The organism is Bradyrhizobium sp. 41S5, from assembly GCF_011516665.3.
In the GTDB taxonomy this organism is placed as follows: domain Bacteria; phylum Pseudomonadota; class Alphaproteobacteria; order Rhizobiales; family Xanthobacteraceae; genus Bradyrhizobium; species Bradyrhizobium quebecense.
Genome location: NZ_CP083721.1, coordinates 6,667,076 through 6,685,274, shown reverse-complemented (window position 1 = coordinate 6,685,274; position 18,199 = coordinate 6,667,076). Strand labels below are relative to the sequence as shown.

General features: G+C 65.3%; 18 protein-coding genes. 9 read left to right on the top strand and 9 right to left on the bottom strand.

Annotation, left to right across the window (positions count from 1 at the left end):
* Positions 1–67: 67 nt before the first annotated feature.
* On the bottom strand, positions 68–322 hold the full coding sequence (locus HAP47_RS32130; RefSeq protein WP_173640766.1) for a hypothetical protein: 255 nt from the start codon (positions 320–322) through the stop codon (positions 68–70).
* A 218-nt stretch (positions 323–540) separates the two neighbouring features.
* Between HAP47_RS32130 and HAP47_RS32125 the strand changes: the two genes are divergently transcribed.
* Positions 541–798, top strand: coding sequence for a hypothetical protein (locus HAP47_RS32125; protein WP_173641126.1), 258 nt, complete (start codon positions 541–543; stop codon positions 796–798).
* A gap of 58 nt (positions 799–856) precedes the next feature.
* On the opposite strand, the gene HAP47_RS32120 is transcribed toward HAP47_RS32125, so the two are convergent.
* The 7 genes from HAP47_RS32120 to HAP47_RS32090 form a co-directional block, all read right to left on the bottom strand.
* On the bottom strand, positions 857–1,042 hold the full coding sequence (locus tag HAP47_RS32120; protein WP_231168511.1) for a hypothetical protein: 186 nt from the start codon (positions 1,040–1,042) through the stop codon (positions 857–859).
* Between the two features lie 97 nt (positions 1,043–1,139).
* Positions 1,140–2,681, bottom strand: a complete 1,542-nt coding sequence (gene garD, locus HAP47_RS32115) for a galactarate dehydratase (RefSeq protein WP_173641128.1) — start codon at positions 2,679–2,681, stop codon at positions 1,140–1,142.
* Positions 2,682–2,754: 73 nt separating this feature from the next.
* A complete protein-coding gene (locus HAP47_RS32110) occupies positions 2,755–4,203 on the bottom strand; it encodes an aldehyde dehydrogenase family protein (protein WP_173641129.1) in 1,449 nt (482 codons plus the stop codon).
* Positions 4,204–4,220: 17 nt separating this feature from the next.
* Complete coding sequence (gudD, locus tag HAP47_RS32105) at positions 4,221–5,576, bottom strand: glucarate dehydratase (RefSeq protein WP_173641130.1); 1,356 nt, start codon at positions 5,574–5,576, stop codon at positions 4,221–4,223.
* Positions 5,577–5,608: 32 nt separating this feature from the next.
* Complete coding sequence (gene kdgD / locus HAP47_RS32100) at positions 5,609–6,550, bottom strand: 5-dehydro-4-deoxyglucarate dehydratase (RefSeq protein ID WP_173641131.1); 942 nt, start codon at positions 6,548–6,550, stop codon at positions 5,609–5,611.
* A gap of 127 nt (positions 6,551–6,677) precedes the next feature.
* Positions 6,678–7,583: a LysR substrate-binding domain-containing protein gene (locus HAP47_RS32095; RefSeq protein ID WP_173641132.1), complete on the bottom strand. Its 906-nt coding sequence runs from the start codon at positions 7,581–7,583 to the stop codon at positions 6,678–6,680.
* 152 nt (positions 7,584–7,735) lie between these two features.
* Positions 7,736–9,073, bottom strand: a complete 1,338-nt coding sequence (locus tag HAP47_RS32090) for an MFS transporter (protein WP_173641133.1) — start codon at positions 9,071–9,073, stop codon at positions 7,736–7,738.
* Between the two features lie 214 nt (positions 9,074–9,287).
* Between HAP47_RS32090 and HAP47_RS32085 the strand changes: the two genes are divergently transcribed.
* Both HAP47_RS32085 and HAP47_RS32080 read left to right on the top strand, forming a co-directional pair.
* Complete coding sequence (locus HAP47_RS32085) at positions 9,288–10,319, top strand: alpha/beta fold hydrolase (protein WP_173641134.1); 1,032 nt, start codon at positions 9,288–9,290, stop codon at positions 10,317–10,319.
* 14 nt (positions 10,320–10,333) lie between these two features.
* Complete coding sequence (locus HAP47_RS32080; RefSeq protein ID WP_173641135.1) at positions 10,334–11,284, top strand: fatty acid desaturase; 951 nt, start codon at positions 10,334–10,336, stop codon at positions 11,282–11,284.
* A 3-nt stretch (positions 11,285–11,287) separates the two neighbouring features.
* Here HAP47_RS32080 and HAP47_RS32075 read toward each other — a convergent pair whose 3' ends face one another.
* Positions 11,288–11,899 (bottom strand): TetR/AcrR family transcriptional regulator, encoded by a 612-nt coding sequence (locus HAP47_RS32075; protein ID WP_173641136.1) that lies wholly within the window; start codon positions 11,897–11,899, stop codon positions 11,288–11,290.
* Between the two features lie 151 nt (positions 11,900–12,050).
* Between HAP47_RS32075 and HAP47_RS32070 the strand changes: the two genes are divergently transcribed.
* The 6 genes from HAP47_RS32070 to HAP47_RS32045 all read left to right on the top strand — a co-directional run bounded on the left by HAP47_RS32070 (position 12,051) and on the right by HAP47_RS32045 (position 17,924).
* Complete coding sequence (locus HAP47_RS32070) at positions 12,051–13,076, top strand: histone deacetylase family protein (RefSeq protein WP_173641137.1); 1,026 nt, start codon at positions 12,051–12,053, stop codon at positions 13,074–13,076.
* A 237-nt stretch (positions 13,077–13,313) separates the two neighbouring features.
* A complete protein-coding gene (locus tag HAP47_RS32065) occupies positions 13,314–14,243 on the top strand; it encodes a Gfo/Idh/MocA family protein (protein ID WP_173641138.1) in 930 nt (309 codons plus the stop codon).
* 2 nt (positions 14,244–14,245) lie between these two features.
* Positions 14,246–15,316 carry an aldose epimerase family protein gene (locus HAP47_RS32060; RefSeq protein WP_173641139.1) on the top strand — a complete coding sequence of 357 codons (1,071 nt, stop codon included), beginning with the start codon at positions 14,246–14,248 and terminating at the stop codon, positions 15,314–15,316.
* 35 nt (positions 15,317–15,351) lie between these two features.
* The gene (locus tag HAP47_RS32055; protein ID WP_173643021.1) at positions 15,352–16,230 is read left to right on the top strand and encodes an SMP-30/gluconolactonase/LRE family protein; all 879 of its coding nucleotides are present in this window, start codon (positions 15,352–15,354) and stop codon (positions 16,228–16,230) included.
* 58 nt (positions 16,231–16,288) lie between these two features.
* Complete coding sequence (locus HAP47_RS32050; RefSeq protein WP_173641140.1) at positions 16,289–17,035, top strand: TetR/AcrR family transcriptional regulator; 747 nt, start codon at positions 16,289–16,291, stop codon at positions 17,033–17,035.
* 19 nt (positions 17,036–17,054) lie between these two features.
* Complete coding sequence (locus tag HAP47_RS32045; RefSeq protein WP_173641141.1) at positions 17,055–17,924, top strand: hypothetical protein; 870 nt, start codon at positions 17,055–17,057, stop codon at positions 17,922–17,924.
* The last annotated feature ends 275 nt before the right edge of the window (positions 17,925–18,199 follow it).

The window sequence follows — 18,199 nt, the reverse complement described above, 5'->3', positions numbered from 1 at the left end:
GCTTTAAGAAGCGGCCCGCGGCGACATCTCATTTGTCGCGCGCGAGCTGCTTCCACACCTTCGATTTTCAGACTTGGGCTGGCTCAGACTTGGGCTGGCTCAGGCTTGGGCTGGCTCGGATTTGGGCCGCGGTTTCCGACGGAGCTGCGGCTGCAGTCTCCGACGGCGGGGTCTCGCCGTCGAGCCAATCCTGCTCCTTGGCCAGGGCGCGCCAGGCCGCCTCCATGCGCTTGAAGCGATTGTAGGTCGGCTCGTCGTCGGCGCGCTCGGCAAGCTGCGCGCAGTTCTCCGCATTGTCGAGGAAGTGCTGCGATTGCTTCATGGAATGTCCTCCTGTTGATGAGGACGTGGGCTGTCAAATCGGGCTATTCAACGCGTCGAACATGAGCATTTCGCCACACAGGTGAATGCCTGTTCAGCGAGGTTCCCCGCGCGATGGTTCCGCATCGGCGCGGGAGCGTCTGCAGCAGGGTGACATAGGAACAGTTTGTCGCACCCGACGTTCCTCCTCCACATCGCAACTCGAGGAGGAGAGACGTCATGAAAAAGTATCTGTTTGCCGTGGCTATGGTGACCGCGATCGCTTCGCCTGCATTCGCCGATGAAATCGGTGTTCGTGCCGGCCCCGTCGGCGCCGGCGTCACGGTCGGCGAGTCGCATGAATATCGCGATCGGGATCGCGACCGCACTACGGTAATCAAGGAGCGTGAGCCGCGCAGTGACCGGACCACGGTCATCAAGAAGCAGGACGAGCTCGGCAATCGCAGCAAGACCGTCATTCATCACGACGACGATTGATACCGATCAAGAGAAATGGAAGTCCGCCGCTGACCTCGTCGCGGCGGACTTTCATGTTTTAATGCGATACTTGGCAGACCGGCGAACCAGCCCTCGGAGGGCCGGGATAATCCGTCGCGATGCGATTGCGGCATTCTTCGGCGTAGGCGCGCAAGCGCTCGGCGGTCACCGGGTCCATGCCGGTGCGCGCCAGTCGTTCGGCGCGGTCGGCCTGATCCTTGAGATCGTTGATTGTCGGGGTCATGTCAGCCTCCATGTCCAGACAATTTGAATCGAATTGCAACGTTCCCCGGCCACTCGGAGCGTGGCTAACAGGCGGTTAATCCGTGACGGGATCGCGCTCAAGTCACCGGCGCCGGGTTGAACAGCGTCAGATCGTTGTGGATACCCCAGCGGTCCGACCACGGCTTGGTTCGGCCGCTCGCGACGTCGAGGATCAGGCGGAACAGGTCCCAGCCGGTTTCCTCGATCGTCTTCTCGCCGGTCGCGATGCAGCCGGCGTCGAAATCGATCAGGTCCTTCCAGCGCCGCGCCAGCTCGCTGCGGGTCGCGACCTTGATGACGGGCGCGGCGGCAAGTCCATAGGGCGTGCCCCGGCCGGTGGTGAAGACCTGCAAGGTCATGCCGGAGGCGAGCTGCAACGTGCCGCAGATGAAATCGCTGGCCGGCGTCGCCGCGAACAGCATGCCCTTCTGCCGCGCCTTCTCGCCCGGCGACAGCACGCCAGCGATCGGGCCGGAGCCGGACTTGACGATCGAGCCGAGGGATTTTTCGACGATGTTGGCGAGTCCGCCCTTCTTGTTGCCTGGCGTGGTGTTGGCGCTGCGGTCGGCACCGCCGCGGGCGAGATAGGCGTCATACCAGGCCATCTCGCGGATCAGCGCGCGGCCGACATCCTCGTTAACGGCGCGGCGGGTCAGAAGCTGGATCGCGTCGCGCACCTCGGTGACTTCAGAAAACATCACGGTCGCGCCGGCGCGAACCAGCAGGTCGGCGGCGAACCCGACCGCAGGATTTGCGGTGACGCCGGAGAACGCGTCGCTGCCGCCGCATTGCAGGCCGATCACGAGATCGGCGGCCGGGCAGGTCTCGCGAGTGCGGGCGTTGAGCACCTTCAGGCGGGCCTCGGCCTGCGTCATGATGGCCTCGACGATAGCGCCAAAGCCGTCAAAGGCTTCGTCCTGCATCCGCACGATGGCGTCACGGACGCCTTCCGGCACCAGCCGTTCCGGCGCAAGCTTCTCGCAGCCGAGCCCGACGACGAGGATCTCGCCGCCGAAATTCGGATTGAGCGCGAGGTTTTGCAGGGTCCTGATCGGCACCACGGCGTCGGGTGCGGTAATGGCGACGCCGCAGCCATAGGCATGGGTCAGCGGCACGACGTCGTCGACATTGGGATATTTCGGCAGCAGCTCGGCGCGGATGCGCTTGACCGCGTATTCCATCGTGCCCTTGACGCATTGCACCGAGGAGGAGATGCCGAGGATATTCTTGGTGCCGACCGAGCCGTCGGGATTGCGATAGCCTTCGAAGGTAAAGCCTTCGAGCGGCGGCAGTGCCGGCGGCACCGCGGTTGCGATCTCGAGCTGATCGAGCGGCGGCGCGTCGGGCATGCGGATGCGCGCTTCGTCGACCCATTCGCCGGCCAGGATAGGGGACAGCGCATGGCCGATCACCTCGCCATAGCGGATGATCGGCGCGTCCTCGGCGATGTCGTCCAGCGCGGTCTTGTGGCCCTGCGGCACGAAGGCGCGCAGCGTCAGGCCGCAGGCGAAGCGCGAGCCGGCAGGCAGGCCGAAATCATTCACGACGATCGCGACATTGTCGCGCGTGTTGAGCTTGATGTAGCGGGGCTGCTCCTGCGCGCCGATCGACTGGTCCATGCCGTATTCCTCCTGGCTTGGCTTCACCTCCCCCGCAAGCGGGAGAGGGGGCGCACCTCCCGTGCGGTAAGACTCAACCCGGGAAGGTGTAGGCCGTCTTCACCGTGGTGTAGAACTCGCGGGCATAGGCGCCCTGTTCGCGCGCGCCGTAGCTCGAGCCTTTGCGGCCGCCGAACGGCACGTGGTAGTCGACGCCCGCGGTCGGCAGATTGACCATCACCATGCCGGCCTCGCTGTTGCGCTTGTAATGCGAGGCGTATTTCAGGCTTGACGTGCAGATGCCCGACGCGAGACCGAACTCGGTGTCGTTGGAGATCGCGAGCGCTTCCTCGTAGTCCTTGGCGCGGATCACGCAGGCGACCGGGCCGAAGATCTCCTCGCGGGCGATCCGCATCTGGTTGGTCGCCTCGGTGAACAGTGCCGGCTGCAGATAGAAGCCGGGCGTCTCGCGGTTCAACAGCTCGCCGCCCCAGTGCAGGCGGGCGCCTTCGTCCTGGCCGATCTTGATATAGCGAAGGTCCTGGTCGAGCTGGCTCTGGTCGACCACCGGGCCGACATGCACGCCGCTCTTCAGCGCGTCGTCCACCGAAAGCCCCTTCATCCGCTCGGTCATCGCGGCGACGAAGCGATCGTGAATCCCCGCGGTGACGATCAGCCGCGAGGAGGCCGTGCAGCGCTGGCCGGTCGAGAAATAGGCGCCGTTGACGGCGACCTCGACCGCGACCTTCACGTCGGCGTCGTCGAGCACGACCAGCGGGTTCTTGCCGCCCATCTCGAGCTGGAATTTCTTCATCGGATTGGAGAGCACGCAGGCCTGCGCGATCTTGCGGCCGGTCTGGACCGAACCGGTGAAGGAGATCGCGGCGACGTCGGGATGTTCGAGCAGGGTCTGGCCGACCACCGAGCCCGAACCGACCACGAGGTTGAAGACACCAGCCGGAATGCCCGAGCGCGCGATGATCTCGGACAGCGCGTGCGCGGAGCCCGGCACCAGTTCGGCCGGCTTGAACACCACCGTGTTGCCGTAGCAGAGCGCCGGCGCGATCTTCCAGGCCGGGATCGCGATCGGGAAATTCCACGGCGTGATCATGCCGATGACGCCGACCGGCTCGCGGGTGATCTCGACATCGAGGCCGGGCCGCACCGATGCGCCCTTCTCGCCCATCAGCCGCAGCGCCTCGCCGGCGAAGAACGCAAAGATCTGGCCGGCGCGGGCCACCTCGCCGATGCCTTCCGGCAGCGTCTTGCCTTCCTCGCGCGCCAGCAGGCGGCCGAGCTCTTCCTTGCGGGCGAGGATTTCGACGGAGATCCTGGTCAGTGCGTCAAATCGCTCCTGCGGCGTCGCGCGCGCCCAGGTTGGGAAGGCGGCCTTCGCCGCGGCGATCGCCTTTTCGGTCTGTGCCTTGTCGGCCTTGGCGTATTCGCCGACCACGTCGGCCGTGTTGGAGGGGTTGATGTCCCGCGTGATGCTTGTTCCGTCGACCCATTCGCCGGCGATGAAGTTCTTCTGGTGAGCGGTCATGTTTCCAACCTTTCTTGTTAGCGCACGAGGCAGGGACGCTTGTCGTCGAAGGTCCACCCCTGGATCAGGAACTGCATGGCCAGCGCGTCGTCGCGGGCGCCGAGGCCATGCTGCTTGTATAGCGCGTTCGCCGCCTCGATGGCAGCGCGATCGAGCTCGATGCCGAGGCCCGGCCGATCCGGGATCGCGATCTTGCCGCCCTTGATCTGCAGCGGCTCCCTGGTCAACGCCTGGCCGTCCTGCCAGATCCAGTGGGTGTCGATCGCGGTCACCTTGCCGGGCGCGGCGGCGCCGACATGGGTGAACATCGCCAGCGAAATGTCGAAATGGTTGTTGGAGTGCGAGCCCCAGGTCAGGCCGTTGTCGCGGCAGGTCTGCGCCACCCGCACTGAGCCCTGCATGGTCCAGAAATGCGGATCGGCCAGTGGAATGTCGACGGCCCCTAGCCGCAGCGCGTGGCTGAGCTGACGCCAGTCGGTCGCGATCATGTTGGTCGCGGTCGGCAGCCCCGTCGCGCGGCGGAACTCGGCCATGATCTCGCGACCCGAGAAGCCGGCCTCCGCGCCGCAGGGGTCCTCCGCATAGGCGAGCACGCCATGCATGTTGCTGCAAAGCCGGATCGCCTCGTCGAGCGACCAGGCACCGTTCGGGTCGAGCGTGACGCGGGCTTTCGGAAAACGCTTGGCGATCGCCGTGACGGCCTCGATCTCCTCTTCGCCAGCGAGCACGCCACCCTTGAGCTTGAAATCGGCGAAGCCGTAATGCGCCTGCGTCGCCTCGGCGAGGCGCACGATCGCCTCCGGCGTCATCGCCGCCTGATGGCGCAGATTGAACCAGTCGGGCTTGCCGGTCTCGCCGTCGACATAGGGAAGGCTGGTCTTCCTGCGATCGCCGACGAAGAAGAGATAGCCGAGCGTCTCGACATCAGCGCGCTGCTGGCCTTCGCCGAGCAGCGCTGCGACCGGGAGATTGAGATGCTGGCCGAGCAGATCGAGCAGCGCGGATTCCACCGCGGTGACTGCGTGGATGGTGACGCGCAGGTCAAAGGTCTGCTTGCCGCGGCCGCCGGCGTCGCGGTCGGCGAAGGTCCGGCGCATCGATGCCAGGATGTTGTTGCAGGCGCCGATGGTCTGGCCGACGACGAGGTCGCGGGCGTCCTCGAGCGTCTTGCGGATCTTCTCGCCGCCCGGGACCTCGCCGACGCCGGTGTGGCCGGAGTTGTCTGACAGGACCACGAGATTGCGGGTGAAGAACGGCGCATGCGCGCCGCTCAGATTGAGGAGCATGCCGTCGCGTCCGGCGACCGGGATCACCTCCATCGCCGTGACGACGGGGGCGCCGGCAAAGCCGGTGCGGATCGTGTCTTGAATCATCTGCTCCTCCCTTTAATCGTTGGCGATTCGGCCTATTCCGCCGCCTGCTGCGCCGCGGCCTGCGGCAGCTTTGCCACCAGTGCTGCCAACTCGGCGATCTCATGCTCGGTGAGATCGGTGAGCGGCGGGCGTACCGGGCCGGAATCGCGGCCGATCACCTTCATGCCGGCCTTGATGATCGACACCGCATAGCCCTTCTTGCGGTTGCGTATCGCGATCAGCGGCAGGATGAAATCCTTCAGGCCTGCATGGATGGTCTGATGATCGCGCCGGCGCACCGCGGCGTAGAACCTGGTGGCGAATTCCGGCACGAAGTTGAACACCGCCGACGAATAGGTGGTCACGCCCATGTCGAGATAGGGCAGCGCGAAGGTCTCCGCCGTCGGCAGGCCGCCGATATAGGTCAGGCGGTCGCCGAGCCTGGTGTAGACGCGGGTCATCAGCTCGATGTCGCCGATGCCGTCCTTGTAGCCGACGAGGTTGGGGCAGCGCTCGCAGAGACGCGCCAACGTATCGGGCTGCAGGATCGCATTGTCGCGGTTGTAGACGATGACGCCGATCTTGACCGACGAACACACCGCCTCGACATGGGCGGCGAGGCCATCCTGCTCGGCATGCGTGAGATAGGGCGGCAGCAGCAAGAGGCCGTCGGCGCCGGCCTTCTCGGCTCCAACCGCGATCTCGCGCGCGATTGCGGTGCCGTAGCCGGTGCCGGCCAGCACGGGAACGCGGCCCTTGGTCTCTTCGACCGCGATCTTCACGATATGCGGAACTTCAGCCGGCGTCAGCGAGAAGAACTCGCCGGTGCCGCCGGCGGCGAACAGACCGGCGACATCATAGCCGCACAGCCAGTCCATGTTGGCGCGATAGGTCGCCTCGTCGAACGAATAGTCCGGCTTGAACGGGGTCACGGGAAAAGACAGGAGGCCGCCACCGATTCTCGCGGCCATCTCCTGAGGGGTCAACTTGCTCATGGCGCCACTCCTGGAATGATGTTGGGATAAGGGATGCGCGAGCAGCGCGCGTCCGTGGCGGACTTCTTAAGGAATGCTTCGATGCGCGTCCAAGCCAAACGCGGTATCGAGCGATGCACAATCGGCATCAATCGCCGCGCAGATGCGGCGCGGCGATTTCGGTTGCGATCTCGATCAAGGACGGCAGCAACTGGTTCTCGTGATCGCGCCGCCACACCATGAACAGCTCGACCGGCACCGGCGTGCGTAGCTTCAGCGGCTTCAACTTGACATCCGCGATCTTCAGGCTGGCGGCGGCTTCCGGCACGATCGCGATGCCGAGCCCGGCGCGCACCATCGCGAGGATCGAATGGATCTGGCTGAGATGCTGCACATAGCGCGGCAGCACGTCGGCGCGCGTGAACAGCGACACCAGCAGATCGTGGAAGTAGCGCGCCTCATAGGGCGAATACATCACGAAGGGCTGGTCGTCGAAATCCTTGATACTGACGGTATCGGCTGTGGCCAGCGGATGCTTCTTCGGGATCGCGGCGAGCAGCGGCTCGGCAACGACGCGGCGACTTGCGAATTCCGGCCGCGCGATCGGCGGGCGCAGCAGGCCGGCATCGATCTGGCCGGTGGTGAGCGCCTCGAACTGATCGCCGGAGACCATTTCCTTGAGGGAAAAATCGACCTCGGGCAGGCGAGAGCGGGCGGCCGCGATCAGATCGGGCAGGAAGCCGTATGCGGCCGCCGCGGTGAAGCCGATCTTGAGCGAGCCGGTCTTGCCGAGCGCGATGCGGCGGGCGACCTGCGAAGCGGATTCCGCGAGCTTGAGGATGCGCCGCGCTTCGGGCAGGAAGCTGCGTCCCGCCGGGGTCAGCCGCACCGAACGGCTGGTGCGCTCCAGCAGCGGCGCGTCGATGATGTGCTCGAGCACCTGGATCTGCCGGCTGAGCGGCGGCTGCGTCATGTTGAGCCGCGCCGCGGCGCGGCCGAAGTGCAATTCCTCCGCCACCGTGACGAAACAGCGGAGCTGGTTCAGGTCGAACATCGATGCTAGCCTGGAATGGATCGGGCGAGGATTTGTACGTTCTAGCATCGATGCCTCCCACTGGCCAAGAAGACAAAAAGCAGACAAACAAGAAGACAAAGACGGCGGCCGAAGCCGCCGTTGATGTGTTGTTGCTGCTGCGGCGGCCCGGCTCAGGCCGCCTTCAACTGCACCCGCTTGATCTCGCCCACGATGAACAGGTAGGCGATTGCCGCGACCAGCGCATTGGCGCCGACGAACACCAGCGCGCCGTTGAACGAGCCGGTGGCGGCGAGGATGTAGCCGATGATGATCGGCGTGGTGATCGAGGACAGATTGCCGAAGGTGTTGAACAAGCCGCCGGAGACGCCGCCGGCCTCCTTCGGCGAGGTGTCGGAGACGACAGCCCAGCCCAGCGCGCCGATGCCCTTGCCGAAGAAGGCAAGCGCCATGAAGCCGACCACCAGCGCTTGGCTGTCGACGTAGTTGCAGGCGATGATCACCATCGACAGCAGCATGCCGCCGACGATCGGGATCTTGCGCGCCATGGTCAGCGAGCCGGTGCGGCGCAGCAGGTAGTCCGAGATCACGCCGCCGAGCACGCCGCCGATGAAGCCGCACAGCGCCGGCAAGGTCGCGACGAAGCCGGCCTGCAGGATCGAGAGTCCGCGTTCCTTCACCAGATAGACCGGGAACCAGGTCAGGAAGAAGTAGGTCAGCGTGTTGATGCAGTACTGGCCGATATAGACGCCGAGCATCATGCGGTTGGCGAGCAGCTGGCGAATATGGTCCCAGCTGGGGCCGCTGTCGTGCGTCTTGCCGGCCTTCGCTGCGTCCATATCGACCAGCGCGCCGCCCTGCTTGATGTAGTCGAACTCGGCCTCGTTGATTGCGGGATGGTCCTTCGGCTCGTAGATCGTCTTGATCCAGGCGATGCCCATGATGATGCCGAGCCCGCCCATCACATAGAACACGTGGCGCCAGCCGTATTCGTGCGCGATCCAGCCCATCAGCGGCGCGAAGATCACGGTCGCGAAATACTGCCCGGAGTTGAAGAACGCCGATGCGGTGCCGCGCTCATTGCCGGGGAACCAGGCCGCGACGATGCGGGCATTGGCCGGGAACGATGGCGCCTCGGCGAAGCCGACCAGGAAGCGCAGCCCGAACAGCAGCACCACGGCGGCGCCCGCGGAGAGGAACCCGACCAGACCCTGCATCGCGGTGAAGATCGACCAGACGATGATGCTGATCGCATAGACCCATTTGGAGCCGTAGCGGTCGAGCAGCCAGCCGCACGGCACCTGCGCGATCACATAGGACCAGCCGAACGCCGAGAACACGTAGCCCATCGCGACGGGGTCGAGATGCAGTTCCTTGGAAAGGGCAGGACCGGCGATCGAGAGCGTGGCGCGATCGGCATAGTTCACGGTGGTGACGAGAAACAGCATCGTCACGATCAACAGCCGGACGCGGGATCGCCGCGCATCCGTGGCGGACACAATTGCGCTCATTCGCGCCTCCTTGAAAGATTTCCTCGAGGACTGTCCTAGAGAGATGACGACAATGGGTCCAAGCCGAAACGAGTATTGATCGATACCGATTTTGAATGGATCGGCCTGGTGTCATTCCACCTTCGCCGCTCTTGCTGCGGTTCCTTAATTAGTGTACTTGTGGTACAGTTATTGAGGACGCAGCGTCGCGCCCTCCGTTCGAGGTCGAATGCGCATGACGACGTCACGCGACTACGAGGTGTTCGAGGCAGGTCGGGTGACCTTGCAGGGCGGCGCGGTGTTTCCGCAGCTTGCGCTCGCCTACCAGACCTATGGCACGCTGAATGCGGCCAGGGACAACGTGATCCTCTATCCGACCTCGTTCGCCGCACAGCACACCGACATCGAATGGCTGGTGCAGCCGGGCGGGGCGCTCGATCCCGAGCGCTACTTCATCATCATCGCGAACCTGTTCGGCAACGGCCTGTCATCCTCGCCGTCGAATTCGAGCGAGGTGCTCGGCGGCGCGCCATTCCCCGCCTTCACCTGTCATGACGCGGTCGCCATCCAGCGGCGGCTGCTGGTCGAGCGGTTCGGCGTGACCAAGCTCGCGCTGGTCTACGGCTGGTCGATGGGCGGCATGCAGGCCTATCACTGGGCCGCGCGCTATCCTGATATGGTGGAGCGCGCCGCGGTGGTCTGCGGCAGCGCAAGGTGCTCGCCGTATAATCATGTCTTCCTCGAAGGTGTGAAGGCTGCGCTGACCACCGATCCGGCCTATCAGGATGGCCCCTTCTTCGCCAAGCCGACGGCGGGCCTTCGAGCGATGGGGCGCGTCTATGCCGGCTGGGCGATGTCGCATGAGTTCTATCGCGAGGAGGTCTGGCGCGAGGCCGGCTTCAGCTCGTTGGAGGACTACCTCGCGCGATCCTGGGACGGTGCCTTCGCGCGGCGCGATGCCAATGATCTGCTGGCGCAGATTGCGATCTGGCAGGCCGGCGACATCAGCCGCTGCGATGAATTCGGCGGCGATTTCGACCGCGCGCTCGCCGCGATCAGGGCGCATGTCCTGCTGATGCCGGGGCGTACCGACCGCTATTTCGACCCGCGCGACAATGAGGATGAGCTCGGCCGCCTGGTCAATGCCCGCTCCGCGGCGCTGCATCCGATCCCCTCGATCCATGGCCACCGGGCCGGCAATCCGGTCAACAACGCCGAAGACCGCGCCTTCATCAACGCCGAAATCTCGGCGCTCTTGCAGCGCTGACAGGTGAGACGACCATGAGCTCCGCAGAGACCAGTGATGCCGGACCCCGCCTGAAGCCGCTCAGCCCGCTGACCTTGCGCGACCTGTCGGCCAAGTCGAATCTTGCCGGTGCGGTGCGCGCGGCCAGCCATTACGGGATGATCGTTGTGGTCGGCGTCCTGATCTGGCTGGTCTCGTCGCGCTATGGTCTCGTGTGGGCGTTGCCGCTGATTGCCATCCAGGGGTATTTCGTCGCGTTCCTGTTCATGGTGGTGCACGAGACCGCACACAAGACGGCGTTCCGCAGCCACGCGCTCAATCTTGCCGTCGGCAACCTGTCCGCCTTCATGATCGGATTGCCTTATCAATATTACTGCCTGTTTCACTGGGACCATCATCGCTACACCCAGGATCCGGAGAAGGACCCGGAGCTGATCGTCGGTCCCAAGCCCGCGTCGGACACCCAGCTCGCGATCGCCTATTCGGGACTGTTGCAGGTATTGGTCCGGATCCGGCTGATGTTCCGGCATGCACTCACCGGGAAGGTGACCGTGCCGTGGATTCCGGAACGCAAGCGTGCCTCGATCGTGCTGGAAGCAAGGCTTTATCTTGCAGGTTATCTGCTGTTGCTGGCGGTATCGCTTGTGCTGCACAGCGCGGTCCTGCTTTGGGTGTGGGTCGTGCCGCTGCTCGCCGGTCAGCTCATCCTGCGCCCGTATCTCTATGCAGAGCACACCGGTTGCGAGCGGACGCGGAGTGCATTCGAGAACACGCGCACTACGATGACAGGCCGGATCATGAAATGGTTCGCCTGGAACATGCCCTATCACGTCGAGCATCATGCCTATCCGACGGTGCCGTTCCATGCGTTGCCGAAGCTGAACGCGATCGTCGATGGCCACATCGTGTATCGCGGCAGCAACTATCGCGCCGTGACGCGCGAGACCTGGGCCTGGTTCCGCCGTCAGCGGCAGCGCTCGGCTTGATGCTCACGCCTCGGCGTGCGGCCGCAGCACCAGATTGACGAGGTTGCGGGCATAGGCCGGCGTCAGCGGCTTGATGCCGAAGACATAGCGATAGAACAGGCTGCCGTAGATCGCGTCATAGACATCGCCGGGTACGCCCGGCGCGCCGATGCTGCCGTCCTTCTGGCCGGCGGCGATGACTTCCAGCATCCGGCTACGACGAAGGCCGAGGTAGCGCTCGTAGAACAATTCCGCCGTGCCGGTTTGCGAGATGCATTCCGAGATCACCGCGAGCTGCACCCGTCCGAACTCGCCCTGCAATGCCTCCACGTAGGTCGCGACATGACGGCGGATGCGGGTCACCGGATTGCCCGCCTCGGGCAGCGGCACCGCGCGCGAGGCCTGGTCGAGGAAGGCATCGATCAGCAAGGCCTCGCGCGACGGCCACCATTTGTAGATCGTCATCTTCGAGACGTTGGAGTGTCTCGCGATCGCGTCGATCGTGGTGGCGGAGAGGCCGGTGGTCGCCATCAGGCTATAGGCGCTGTGCAGGATCGCGGCCGTAGTCGCGGCGGAGCGCGGCCGGCCGCGCCGCCCCGTTGCCGTATCCTCCGTCTCCACCTTGCTTCCCGCCATGGCCGGGATTCGTATCCTGCGTGTTTGAATCGTTGTGCTGCCTGCGGACATAGCATGAAATTGCGCGTTGTTTCAGATCATCGCCGCCGCTGATACTGTACAATTCGCCTGCGAAGGCTCAGCTCAACTGCTTATCGAACAGGAGTATCCCGTGAAGGCCGTCTACAGTGATCTGCACCGCAGCCATGATCCGCAATTCTTCCTGGTCCGCGGTGTGGTCCAGCGCACCACCGAGCAGCCCGAGCGCGCCGACCGCCTGCTGACGGGTCTGGAGGTCGGCAAGCACACGCTGATCGAGCCGACTAAATTTGGGCAGGGCCCGCGGGCGCGGGTGCACAGTCCGGAATATCTGAGCTTTCTCGCTGATGCCTGGGACGAATGGTCGGCGCTCGGCAATGCCGGACCGGAGATGATCGCGAACATGCATCCGGTGCGCAACGCCGGCACCTACCCGACCCACATCGTCGGCAAGCTCGGCTGGCATACGGTCGACACCGCGGCGCCGATCGGCCCCGGCACCTGGGCCGGCGCCTGCGCTTCGAGCGACGTCGCGGTCACCGCGGCGCAGATGGTGCTCGACGGCGAGGACGCGGTCTACGCGCTGTGTCGTCCGCCCGGTCACCATGCCTATCGCGATCTCGCCGGCGGCTTCTGCTTCCTCAACAACAGCGCGATCGCGGCCGAGCACCTGCGCCAGCAGCACGAGCGTGTCGCGATCCTCGATGTCGACGTGCATCACGGCAACGGCACGCAGGGCATCTTCTACGAGCGGCCGGACGTCTTCACCGTCTCGATCCACGCCGATCCGTCGTTCTTCTACCCGTTCGTCTGGGGTTATGCGCATGAGCGCGGCGCCGGGCCCGGCCTTGGCACCAATCTCAATATTCCCCTCGCCAAGGGCACCGGCGACGACGACTACATCAGGGCGCTGGCGACGGCGGAGAAGGCGATCCGTTCCTTCGCGCCGACCGCGCTCGTGGTCGCACTCGGTCTCGACGCCTCCGAGAAGGACCCGCTCGCGGGCCTCGCCGTCACCACCGACGGCTTTCGCCGGATCGGCGAAGCGCTCGCACGGTTCGGCCTGCCGACCGTGCTGGTGCAGGAGGGCGGCTATCTCTCCGACATCCTCGGTGCCAATCTGACGGCGGTGCTCGGCGGATTCGAAGCCGCCCGCTAGCGCGATTTCGAATGATGCGGCCACCGGTTCGCGTGAAGAAAACCCGTCAAAACAACAGCCTGGAGCATCGGTTGTGATCGATCAGGACCGATGCTCCCGCCGCGCGGCGCACAACAAGGCGTCGTGGACTTGCGCCTTTGCAACCAAAGGCGGATCATGCCGTTGGTATCCGGCGCTGGCCTATGACCTTGCCTGGCGGCATCGGCCGTCCGGGCGGGCAGCAACGCGAGGACGGCCATGAGCGATCTGCTTCGCGTCGCAATCGTCGGTTTCGGGGAGATCGCGCGCCGGCAGCACGTGTCTGCGATCGCGAAGACTTCAGGCGTCGCACTCGTTGCGGTGGCCGATCCGGCCAAGAGCCCGTCGGGGCTGCCGCATTTCCGCGATTTGCAGGAGTTGTTGCGCGACGGGCCGGAGATCGATGCCGTTGCGCTGTGCACGCCGCCGCAGGCGCGTCACGCGCAGGCCGCCGCGGCGCTCGCCGCGGGCAAGCACGTGCTGCTGGAGAAGCCGCCTGGGTCTACGTTAAGCGAACTCACGCCGTTGATCGCGGCAGCGGGCGAGGCGGGCCGGACATTGTTTGCGACATGGCACTCGCGCTACGCACCCGCGGTCGGACCGGCGCGGCAATTGCTCGCCGGCCGCACGATCAACAGGGTGACGATCATCTGGAAGGAAGACGTCCGCGTCTGGCATCCAGGCCAAGCCTGGATTTTCGAGGCGGGCGGCTTCGGTGTGTTCGATCCCGGCATCAATGCACTGTCGATCCTGACCGAGATCCTGCCGCGTCCAGTCTTTGTCAGGAGCGCGATGCTGGACGTTCCTTCCAACCGGGAGGCGCCGATTGCCGCGGCAATCGACCTGTCCGATGAGGACGGCCTGCCGATCCACGCCGAATTCGATTTTCGCCAGACCGGGCCGCCGAACTGGGACATCCTGTGCGAGACCGAGGCCGGGCCTGTGACGCTGTCGAAGGGCGGACGGCAGCTGCGCGACGGCAGCAGGTTGGTGGTCGATGCCACGGATGAGGAATATCCCGCGCTGTACCGCCGCTTCGTCGCGCTGACGTCGGACGGAAAGTCCGAGGTCGACCTCGCGCCCTTGCGGCTGGTCGCCGATAGCTTCATGCTGGGGCGACGGCGCTCTGTCGAGGCGTTCGGGGACTGACAATGACATCAGCCAGCATTGCTCGCGCGCCCTTCGGCAAATTGCCCGACGGCGCCTTGGTCGAGCGCGTGACGCTGCGCGGCGCGCACGGCTTCGAGGCCAGCATTCTTCCCTTCGGCGCCACGCTGCAGGCGCTGCTGACGCCCGATCGCGGCGGGCATTGCGACGACGTCGTGCTTGGCCATGACGAATTCGACGGCTATCTCGCGCAGCGCAAATTCTTCGGCGCGACCGTCGGGCGCTACGCCAACCGGATCGCCGCCGCGCGCTTCGTGCTCGATGGCGAGACGGTGAAACTCGACGCCAACAACGGCCCCAACGCGCTGCATGGTGGCCTGCAGGGCTTTGATCGCAAGCTGTGGCGGATCGCTGAGCTATCAGATGAACCGGAGCCGACGCTGGTGCTGGAGCGCGAAAGCCCGCATGGCGAAGAGGGCTATCCGGGCAATCTTCAGACCCGGGTGACCTATCTCGTGCGCGCCCCGATGGAACTCACGGTCACCTACGAGGCGACCACCGACCGGCCGACATACGTCAACCTCACCAATCACAGCTTCTTCAATCTCGACGGCGCACGCTCGGGCGCGCAGATCCTCGATCATCCTTTGACGATCGCGTCCGACCATTTCCTCGCGGTGGACGCCACCGCGATCCCGTTGCCGGGCCCTCCGCGGCCGGTCGACGGCACGCCGTTCGACTTCCGCAAGGCCATGGCGATCGGCGCGCGGATCAGGATGAATGACGAGCAACTGCGGCTCGGGCGCGGCTACGACCACAATTTCTGTCTTGCCTCGGGGACAGGCGTTCGCTTCGCCGCGCGCCTCGAGGCGCCGCACAGCGGCCGCGTGATGGAGCTGTTCACGGACCAGCCGGGACTGCAGTTCTATTCCGGCAATTTCCTCGACGGTTCGAGCGCCGGCAAGGGCGATCTGCTCTACCGTCAATCCGATGCGCTATGTCTCGAACCGCACGCCTGGCCGGATACGCCGAACCGGCCTGACTTCCCGTCGGCGCGGCTCGACCCCGGGCAGATCTATCGGCGCAGCGCAATTTATCGATTCTCGACCATGTGAGTGACGCCATGACCGACCGCGCCGCCGAGCCGCTGATCGAACAGGTGCCGACATCCGTGCTGTCTGCCGAGCGCTGTCATCTCGGCGAGGGCCCGACCTATGACGCGGCGACCGACACCGCATGGTGGTTCGACATCCGCGAGCGTCGGCTGTTCGAGCATCGTCTTGCAAGCGGCGGCACCGTCATTCACGAGTTGCCGAAGATGGCGAGCGCGTTGGCGCGGATCGATGACGAACGGCAGCTGATCCTCACCGAGGATGGGCTTTACGCCCGGCAGGTCGCCAGTGGTCGCATGGAGCTGTTCGTCGCACTCGAAGCCGACAATCCGGCGACGCGCTCCAATGATGCCCGCGTCCATCCATCGGGCACCTTCTGGCTCGGCACCATGGGGCGCCAGGCCGAGCACGGCGCCGGCGCGATCTACGCGCTGCATCACGGCCGTATCACGCGGCTCTATCCCGGGATCACGATCCCCAATGCGATCTGTTTTTCACCCGCTGGCGACGTCGGCTATTTCGCCGATACCGCGACCAACGTGCTGCATCGCGTGCCGCTCGATCCATCGACCGGATTGCCGACCGGCGAGCCCATCGACTTGATCAGACATCAAGGTGCCGGCGGGCTCGACGGTGCGATCGTCGATGCCGATGGAATGATCTGGAACGCGCGCTGGGGCGGCGGCTGCGTCGATGTCTACGATCCCGCCGGCCGGCACCTGCGCTCGCTGAAGGTGCCGGCGAAACAGTCGAGCTGTCCGGCCTTTGTCGGCCGCGATTTTTCGCGCGTGCTCGTTACGTCAGCCTGGCAGGACATGGACGAGGCCCAGCGCGAGGCCGATCCCGGCCACGGCCAGACCTTTCTGCTCGACGCCGCGGCGCGCGGTCGTGCCGAGCCTGACGTCAAACTGTCCTGAATGCGGGCTTGCCGCCGCCTTGTTGACGTGACCTGAATATTTGGACGATAGTACAAATATGGTCCGCAAGCCTGCCAAGTCCGACATGAAGGCCGACGCCAAGGCCGCCGGCACCCGCAAGCCGAACATGCGCGAGGCGATCCTCGCCGCGGCGGAGGAATTGTTCTCGACCTACGGCTTCAACGCCGTCTCGGTACGCGACATCGCGCAGGCGGCCGGCGCCAATCCCGGCAGCGTGACCTATCACTTCAAGACCAAGGACGGCCTGCTGCTGGAGATCTATCGGCGGCATTGCGGCCCGATGAACCGGCGGCGCTCCGAGCTCCTGACGGCGGCGCGGCGGGTGCGCGACCTGCAGGACCGGCTGGAGGCGATCGTGCGCGCCTATGTACTGCCGGCCTTCACCTCGGGCAGCGACCTCGCCGGCGGCGGGACGCGGTTCACGCGGTTGCGAGCGATCATGTCGGCCGAAGGCAACGAGGTCGTGCGCAAGATCATCGCGCAGACCTTCGACGACACCAGCCATGCCTTCATCGACGCGATCCATGAAAGCCTGCCGCACATTCCACGTACCGATCTGGTCTGGCGCGGCCACTTCCTGCTCGGCGCGCTCTACTACACGCTGGTGACGCCGGAGCGCGTCTCGCGCCTGTCGCGCGGCAGCGCCGACGGCACCGATGCCGGCCATGCCATCGAGCAGCTGGTGCGCGCGACGGTTGCCGCCCTGCAAGCCGCGCCGGTCGATCAACCAGCGCCTGTGCCGCGCAAGGCCGCAAGCGTGAATCCAGGGCGCGCGCTGACCTGACCCCGCGGAGTTCGTCGCCATGGAGAAACTTCGGCTGCGCACGGTGCTTGGCAATCATCCGCACGTCCAGGCGGTGAAGAGCGGTGAGCTGCGCTCGGAGCTGTTCGATCTCGACTTCACCGAGTTCACGCCGACCAACGCCGCGTTCAAGCCGATGGTGCGCGAGCAGGCGTTCGACGTCTGCGAGATGGCGATTGTGACCTATCTGATGGCGAGGGCGCACGGCAAGCCGCTGGTGCTGTTGCCGGCCGCGATGGTCGGCCGCTTCCAGCATGGCGATGCGCTTTGTCGCGCCGGTCGCGGCATGCTGATGCCCGCCGATCTCGAAGGCAAGCGGGTCGGCATCCGCTCGTTCACCACCACGACGGGCGCATGGATGCGCGGCATCCTTGCCAACGATCATGGCGTCAACCTCGATCGCATCGACTGGGTCACCTTCGAGGACCCGCATGTCGCCGAATATATCGACAGCACCGAACGTGCCCCGAAGGGCAGGGCCATCCTCCAGATGCTGAAGGACGGCGAGCTCGATGCCGTGCTGGGCGAGACCTCGAGCGATCCGGCGCTCAAGCCGTTGTTCGCCGATCCGGCCGCAGAGGCGGCGCGGTGGTACGCGCGGCATGGCATGGTGCCGGTCAATCATCTGGTGGTGGTGACGAAGCGGCTTGCGACATCGCGCCCGGACGTGGTGCGCAGCCTCTACGAACTCCTCGAGCGCGCCAAGGCGAACGCCGGTCCGCCTGATGTGCCGGACCTGCTGCCGTTCGGCGTCGAAGCGAACCGCAAGCCGCTCGAATTGATGATCGACTATTGCGTCCAGCAAGCGTTGATCCCCCGGCGCGTCGCGGTCGACGAGCTGTTTGACGACACGACACGGGACTTGAACTGATGACAATCTCCAGCGATCCGCGGCAGTGCCAGGTCGGCATGCTGGGCTATGGCGAAGTCGGACGCATCCTCGCCGAAGACCTGCGCAAGCAGGGCGTGAAGGTGTCTGCCTATGACATCAATCTTGACCGCGAGGCGGGCGCGGCGCTGTGCGTACACGCAGCGCAGACCGGCGTTGCGCTTGCGCAGTCCCGCGCCGATCTCTCGCGCGGAGAATCCGCCGCGTTCCCTGCCGACGCGCAATGCGCTATTGCTCTGCGAACAGTTTTGGTCTGG

Coding starts and splice junctions, on each gene's coding strand:
- HAP47_RS32130 (WP_173640766.1), bottom strand. CDS start 322: ATGAAGCAATCGCAGCACTTCCTCGACAATGCGGAGAACTGCGCGCAG.
- HAP47_RS32125 (WP_173641126.1), top strand. CDS start 541: ATGAAAAAGTATCTGTTTGCCGTGGCTATGGTGACCGCGATCGCTTCG.
- HAP47_RS32120 (WP_231168511.1), bottom strand. CDS start 1,042: ATGACCCCGACAATCAACGATCTCAAGGATCAGGCCGACCGCGCCGAA.
- garD (WP_173641128.1), bottom strand. CDS start 2,681: ATGGACCAGTCGATCGGCGCGCAGGAGCAGCCCCGCTACATCAAGCTC.
- HAP47_RS32110 (WP_173641129.1), bottom strand. CDS start 4,203: ATGACCGCTCACCAGAAGAACTTCATCGCCGGCGAATGGGTCGACGGA.
- gudD (WP_173641130.1), bottom strand. CDS start 5,576: ATGATTCAAGACACGATCCGCACCGGCTTTGCCGGCGCCCCCGTCGTC.
- kdgD (WP_173641131.1), bottom strand. CDS start 6,550: ATGAGCAAGTTGACCCCTCAGGAGATGGCCGCGAGAATCGGTGGCGGC.
- HAP47_RS32095 (WP_173641132.1), bottom strand. CDS start 7,583: ATGTTCGACCTGAACCAGCTCCGCTGTTTCGTCACGGTGGCGGAGGAA.
- HAP47_RS32090 (WP_173641133.1), bottom strand. CDS start 9,073: ATGAGCGCAATTGTGTCCGCCACGGATGCGCGGCGATCCCGCGTCCGG.
- HAP47_RS32085 (WP_173641134.1), top strand. CDS start 9,288: ATGACGACGTCACGCGACTACGAGGTGTTCGAGGCAGGTCGGGTGACC.
- HAP47_RS32080 (WP_173641135.1), top strand. CDS start 10,334: ATGAGCTCCGCAGAGACCAGTGATGCCGGACCCCGCCTGAAGCCGCTC.
- HAP47_RS32075 (WP_173641136.1), bottom strand. CDS start 11,899: ATGGCGGGAAGCAAGGTGGAGACGGAGGATACGGCAACGGGGCGGCGC.
- HAP47_RS32065 (WP_173641138.1), top strand. CDS start 13,314: ATGAGCGATCTGCTTCGCGTCGCAATCGTCGGTTTCGGGGAGATCGCG.
- HAP47_RS32060 (WP_173641139.1), top strand. CDS start 14,246: ATGACATCAGCCAGCATTGCTCGCGCGCCCTTCGGCAAATTGCCCGAC.
- HAP47_RS32050 (WP_173641140.1), top strand. CDS start 16,289: ATGGTCCGCAAGCCTGCCAAGTCCGACATGAAGGCCGACGCCAAGGCC.
- HAP47_RS32045 (WP_173641141.1), top strand. CDS start 17,055: ATGGAGAAACTTCGGCTGCGCACGGTGCTTGGCAATCATCCGCACGTC.